We start from the raw sequence: 5,779 nt of genomic DNA on the forward strand, positions 1-5,779 counted from the left end.
GCCGGTCCGCACGTCCGCGGCGCCGACACCACCCGCGCGCTCGACGACCTCGCCCGCGCTGCCCGCGCGCGCATGGGCGGGACGGTGATCGGCGTCACCGGCTCGGTCGGCAAGACCAGCGCCAAGGAGGCGCTGTTCGCCGCGCTCGACCGCGGGATGCCGGGCGCGGTGCATCACTCGATCAAGAGCTACAACAACCATACCGGCGTGCCGCTCAGCCTTGCGCGGATGCCGCGCGACGCTCGCGCGGCGGTGCTGGAGATGGGGATGAACCACCCCGGCGAGCTGGCGGCGCTGACCCGGCTGGTGCGCCCCCACATCGCCATGATCACCGCCATCGCCCCGGCGCACACCGAGTTCTTCGCCGACGAGAGCGCGATCGCCGATGCCAAGGGTGAGATCTTCCAGGGCCTGGAGCCCGGCGGCACCGCGATCGTCCCGTTCGACAGCCCGCACCGCGACCGGCTGATCGCCGCCGCCCGCCCCCATGCCGGCCACATTGTTACTTTTGGCCTCGACGACGGCGCTGACGTGCGCGCGATCGAAGCGATGCGGCTGCCGACCGGGGCAAGCTTCGTCACTGCGCGCCTGGGTCAGCGCGAGCTGTCCTTCACCCTCGCGCAGCCGGGGATGCATTGGGTGTCGAATGCGCTGGCGGTGCTCGCCGCGGTCGAGGCGGCCGGCGGTGACCTCGGCCTCGCCGGGCTGGCGCTGGCGGAGATGGGCGGGCTGCCGGGACGCGGTGCGCGCTTTGCGACGGCGCTGGCGGGCGGTGAGGCGCTGGTGATCGACGAGAGCTACAACGCCAACCCCGCTTCGATGCGCGCGACGCTGGCAGTGCTGGGCGAGGAGCGCGGCCGGCGACTGGCGGTGCTGGGCGAGATGCGCGAGCTGGGCGAGGACAGCGCCGCCTATCACGCCGGCCTCGTCGCGCCGATTGAGGCTGCGCGCGTCGAACTGGCGCTGCTGGTCGGCGAAGCGATGACGCCGCTCGCCCGCGCTCTTGAGGGGCGCACGCAAGTCGTCCATGTGCCCGATACCGCCGCCGCGCTGGCGCGCTTGCCTGCGCTGATCGCACCGGGCGATGCGGTGCTCGTCAAGGGTTCGAACGGGGTGGGGCTGGGCCGGCTGGTCGCGGGCTTGAGGAACGGAATGTAGATGCTGTACTGGATCGCCGCGCATCTGGGGTTCCCGGGCGTTCTCAATCTCATCCGCTATCAGTCGTTCCGCACCGGCGGCGCGGTGGCGACGGCGTTGCTGATCGGCCTGCTGATCGGTCCGCGCTTCATCGGCTGGCTGCGGCTGCGCCAGGGCAAGGGGCAGCCGATCCGCGCCGACGGTCCGCAGTCGCACCTTGCCAAGCGCGGCACGCCGACGATGGGCGGGCTGATGATCCTGACCGCGCTGTGCCTGTCGATCGTGATCTGGATGGACGTGGCCAACCCCTATGTCTGGGCGTGCCTGTTCGTGACCTTGGGGTTCGGTGCGATCGGCTTCCTCGACGACTATGACAAGGTGCGCAAGGCGACCACCGCCGGCGTGCCGGGCCGCGTCCGCCTGCTCGCCGAGTTCGTTGTCGCTGGCATCGCCGCGCTGATCGTCATGCACCAGACCGGCAGCCATTTGTCGCTGCCGTTCGCGATGGGCTATTACCTGGAGCTGGGCTGGCTCTATCCGGTGTTCGCTGCCTTTACGATTGTCGCGTTCGGCAATGCGGTGAACCTGACCGACGGGCTGGACGGCTTGGCGACGATGCCGGTCATCATCGCCTCCGTCGCCTTCATGGTCATCGCCTATCTGGTCGGTAACGCCAAGTTCGCGACCTATCTGGGCATCCCGCATGTGCCCGGCGCGGGCGAGCTGGCGATCTTCTGCGGCGCGGTAGTGGGCGCGGGGCTGGCGTTCCTGTGGTTCAACGCGCCGCCGGCAGCGGTGTTCATGGGCGACACCGGCAGTCTGGCACTGGGCGGGGCGCTCGGCACCATCGCCGTCGTGGCGCACCATGAGCTGGTGCTGGGGATCATCGGCGGGCTGTTCGTGGTCGAGGCGCTGAGCGTCATCATCCAGGTGTTCTTCTACAAGCGCACCGGCCGGCGTGTGTTCAAGATGGCACCGATCCACCATCACTTCGAGCAGCTTGGCTGGAGCGAGCCGACGGTGGTGATCCGCTTCTGGATCGTATCGTTCGTGCTGGCGCTGGCCGGGCTGGCGACGTTGAAGCTGCGGTGACCGTCGCGCGCGCCTGGAGCGGCGGACGCTACGCGGTGCTGGGCCTGGCGCGGTCGGGCGCGGCGAGCGTGCGCGCTTTGGTTGCGGGCGGGGCGAGCGTGGTGGCGTGGGACAGCGACCCCGCCAAACGCATCGACCCCCGCGAAGGCGGGGGCCCAGTTGCGGGCCAATCGGAACTGGGCCCCCGCCTCCGCGGGGGTGGTGTAGAGTTTGCCGACCTCGACACGATTGACCTCGCCGGCTTCGACGCGCTGGTCGTCTCCCCCGGCGTGCCGCTCAACACCCACCCCATCGCCGCCAAGGCGCGCGCGGCCAACGTGCCCATCATCGGCGATATCGAGCTCTTCGCGCAGGCCCGCGCCGATCTGCCGCCGCACAAGGTTGTCGGCCTCACCGGCACCAACGGCAAGTCGACCACCACCGCGCTGGTTCACCACATCCTGCAGACCGCCGGCGTGCCGAGCCTGATGGGCGGCAACATCGGCCTGCCGATCCTTGGTGCCGAGCCGCTTCCGGCCGGCGGTGTCTATGTCCTCGAACTGTCGAGCTATCAGATCGACCTGACGCAAACCCTCGACTGCGACGTCGCGGTGCTGCTCAACGTCACGCCCGATCACCTCGACCGTTATGCCAACTTCGACACCTATGCCGCCAGCAAGGCGCGGCTGTTCGCGATGCAGTCGCCGGCTCACGAAGCGGTGATCGGCATCGGCGACGACGCCTCGGCGGCGATCGCGCGGTCGCTGTCCGCACGCGGCGAGAGTCTGACCAAGATCGCGCCCGGCGTCTGTATGGACCAGTCGCGCTGGCCGGCGTTGCAGGGGCCGCACAACGCGCAGAACGCGCTCGCCGCCATCGCCGTCGCCAAGGCGCTGGGCGTCGCCGAAGCCGCGATCGACACGGGGCTGGAAACCTTCAACGGCCTGCCGCACCGGATGGAGCGGGTCGCCACCCTCGCCGGTGTGACGTACGTGGACGACAGCAAGGCGACCAACCCCGAGAGCGCCGCGCCCGCGCTCGCCGCCTTCCCGCGCGTCCATTGGATCGTCGGCGGCCGCGCCAAGGGCGACGACCTCGACGCCTGCGCACCGCAGTTCGACCATGTCGTGCGCGCCTACACGATTGGCGAGGCGGGGCCGCGCTTTGCCGCCGTGCTGGACGGCCAGGTGCCGGTCGAGGAAGCGGGGACGCTCGACGTCGCCGTGACTCGCGCCGCCGCCCGCGCGGTGCGCGGCGAGACCGTGCTGCTGTCGCCCGCCTGCGCCTCTTTCGACCAGTTCGCCGACTATGCCGCGCGAGGCCTCGCCTTCCGCCGCGCCGTCGAGGCGCTCGCGGCATGAAGCAGGCTGCCGCGCCATCGAGCATCGTCGCCCGCGTGAAGAGCCGCGGCGGTCGCGGCGACCGCTCGCCGCTTGGCACCTGGTTCTTCGATATCGACCGGGTGCTGCTGCTGCTGACCTTCTTCCTGATCGCGATCGGGCTGATCGCGGTCGCCGCCGCCTCGCCGGCGAGCGCGGTGCGCTATTCGGGCGAGCATCGCCATATCGCCCCGCTCTACTATTTCTGGCGGCAGCTCGTTTGGATTGCGGTGTCGCTGCCGGTGCTGATCGGCGTGTCGATGATGCCGGTCGCGCTCGCCCGGCGCATGGCGCTGGTCGGTGCCGCGGCGATGACCACCGCGCTCGCCGCGACGCCGTTCATCGGCGTGACCGTCAACGGCGCGCGACGCTGGCTGGGGCCGAGCCTGATCCAGTTTCAGCCGTCCGAGTTCCTGAAGCCCTTCCTGATCGTCACGATCGCCTGGCTGCTGTCGCTCAAGGCCAAGGACCAGAGCCTGCCCACGGTGATCATCACCGGCGCGATCACCGCGCTGGTGGCGGGGTTGCTGATGATGCAGCCCGATTTCGGCCAGACGATCATCGTCTGCACCTGCTGGATGGCGCTGCTGATGATCGCCGGCACGCCGACGCGGGTGATGGTCGGGCTGATCGCCGCCGCACCGGTCGGCCTTGCCACGGCCTACCTCTTCTACGGCACGGCGCGGGCGCGGATCGACGCGTTCCTGTTCCCCGGCGTCGACGGCGAGGGCGCGGGCGACCATTTCCAGACCAACGCCGCGCACTCGACGCTGGTCCATGGCGGCTGGACCGGCACCGGCCCCGGCGGCGGCAGCGCCAAGTTCGGCCTGCCCGAAGCGCACACCGACTATATCTACAGCGTCATCGGCGAGGAGTTCGGCCTGATCGCCTGCGCGGTCATCGCGGTGGTGTTCCTGGCGATCGTCGTCCGGGTGTTCGTCAAGCTGCTCGACGAGCAGGACGAGTTCAAGCTGCTCGCCGCTGCCGGCCTGGCGGTGCAGTTCGGCGCGCAGGCGCTGGTGTCGATGGCGGTCAACACCGGGCTTGCCCCTTCCAAGGGGATGACCTTGCCATTCATCAGCTATGGCGGCTCGTCGATGATCGCGCTGTCGGTCGGCATGGGGATGCTGCTGGCGTTCACCCGCCGCAATCCCTTCCTGACGCGCTCGCCCTATGTGGTACGGTGGGGCGCATGAACCGCCATTACGTCCTCGCCGCCGGTGGCACCGGTGGCCATATGGTCCCCGCCGCCGCGCTTGCCGCCGAGCTGACGCGCCGCGGCCACCGCGTCGCACTAGTCAGCGATGCGCGCGGCGTGCGGTTCCCGGGGCTGTTCGACGGCATCCAGACGCATGTCATTCCCGCCGGCCGCTTTCAGGTCGGACGGCCGCAGGGCTGGGCAGCGGCGGTGCGCGACATGCTGCGCGGCCGGGCGATGGCGCGCGAGCTGTACCGCAATTTCAGGCCTGCCGCGGTGGTCGGCTTCGGCGGCTATCCGGCGTTCCCGGCGCTGCTCGCCGCCTTTGCCGAGAAGATCCCCACTGCCGTGCACGAGCAGAATGCGGTGCTCGGCCGCGTCAACCGGCTGGTCGCGCGCCGCGTCGACGCGGTCGCCACCTCGTACCGCGCGACCGAGCGGCTGGCACCGGCGCTGGCGGGCAAGACCAAGCTGGTCGGCAACCCGGTGCGCGAGGCGGTGCTGGCGCTGCGTGATCGCCCCTTCCCGCTGCTTGAGGAGGAAGGCATCTTCCGCGTGCTGGTTACCGGCGGTAGCCAGGGGGCGAGCATCCTGTCGCGGGTGGTGCCCGATGGCCTTGCCATGCTGCCGGTCGCCTTTCGCCGACGCCTGCAGGTGACACACCAGGCGCGGATCGAGGACATCGACGCGGCGCGCGCGCAATATGCCGAGCACCAGATCGCCGCCGATCTCGCTACCTATCTGCCCGACATGCCGGAACAGCTCGCCTGGGCGCATCTGGTGATCGCTCGCGCAGGGGCGTCGACCATCGCCGAGCTGACTGCCGCTGGCCGCCCGGCGATCCTGGTGCCGCTGCCCGGCGCGACCGACGACCACCAGACGGTGAACGCGCGGGAGATCAGCGAGGCCGGCGGCGCGCGCACGGTTCCGCAGCGCGACTTCACGCCGGTGGAGCTGGCCAAGCAGATGCAGCGCTTGGGCCTCGATCCCGCCG

5 protein-coding genes are annotated in these 5,779 nt (G+C 70.4%); all 5 read left to right on the top strand.

The window, feature by feature from the left end; all coding sequences use genetic code 11:
- The coding region (locus HUU96_RS10060) for a UDP-N-acetylmuramoyl-tripeptide--D-alanyl-D-alanine ligase (protein WP_174292677.1) at positions 1 to 1,158 on the top strand (1,158 nt) is incomplete at its 5' end.
- Entirely contained in the window at positions 1,159 to 2,229 is a 1,071-nt protein-coding gene (mraY, locus tag HUU96_RS10065) for a phospho-N-acetylmuramoyl-pentapeptide-transferase (RefSeq protein ID WP_174292678.1), read from the top strand. It begins immediately after the preceding gene.
- On the top strand, positions 2,226 to 3,569 hold the full coding sequence (gene murD / locus HUU96_RS10070) for a UDP-N-acetylmuramoyl-L-alanine--D-glutamate ligase (protein WP_174292679.1): 1,344 nt from the start codon (positions 2,226 to 2,228) through the stop codon (positions 3,567 to 3,569). The genes mraY and murD overlap by 4 nt, the downstream gene beginning before the upstream one ends.
- On the top strand, positions 3,566 to 4,783 hold the full coding sequence (locus tag HUU96_RS10075; RefSeq protein WP_174292680.1) for an FtsW/RodA/SpoVE family cell cycle protein: 1,218 nt from the start codon (positions 3,566 to 3,568) through the stop codon (positions 4,781 to 4,783). The genes murD and HUU96_RS10075 overlap by 4 nt, the downstream gene beginning before the upstream one ends.
- Positions 4,780 to 5,779 (top strand): undecaprenyldiphospho-muramoylpentapeptide beta-N-acetylglucosaminyltransferase (gene murG / locus HUU96_RS10080; protein ID WP_174292681.1); only part of this gene is annotated, 1,000 nt, incomplete at its 3' end. The genes HUU96_RS10075 and murG, both read left to right, overlap by 4 nt.

It is taken from the genome of Sphingomonas bacterium, from assembly GCF_903644135.1.
Lineage (GTDB): Bacteria > Pseudomonadota > Alphaproteobacteria > Sphingomonadales > Sphingomonadaceae > Sphingomonas.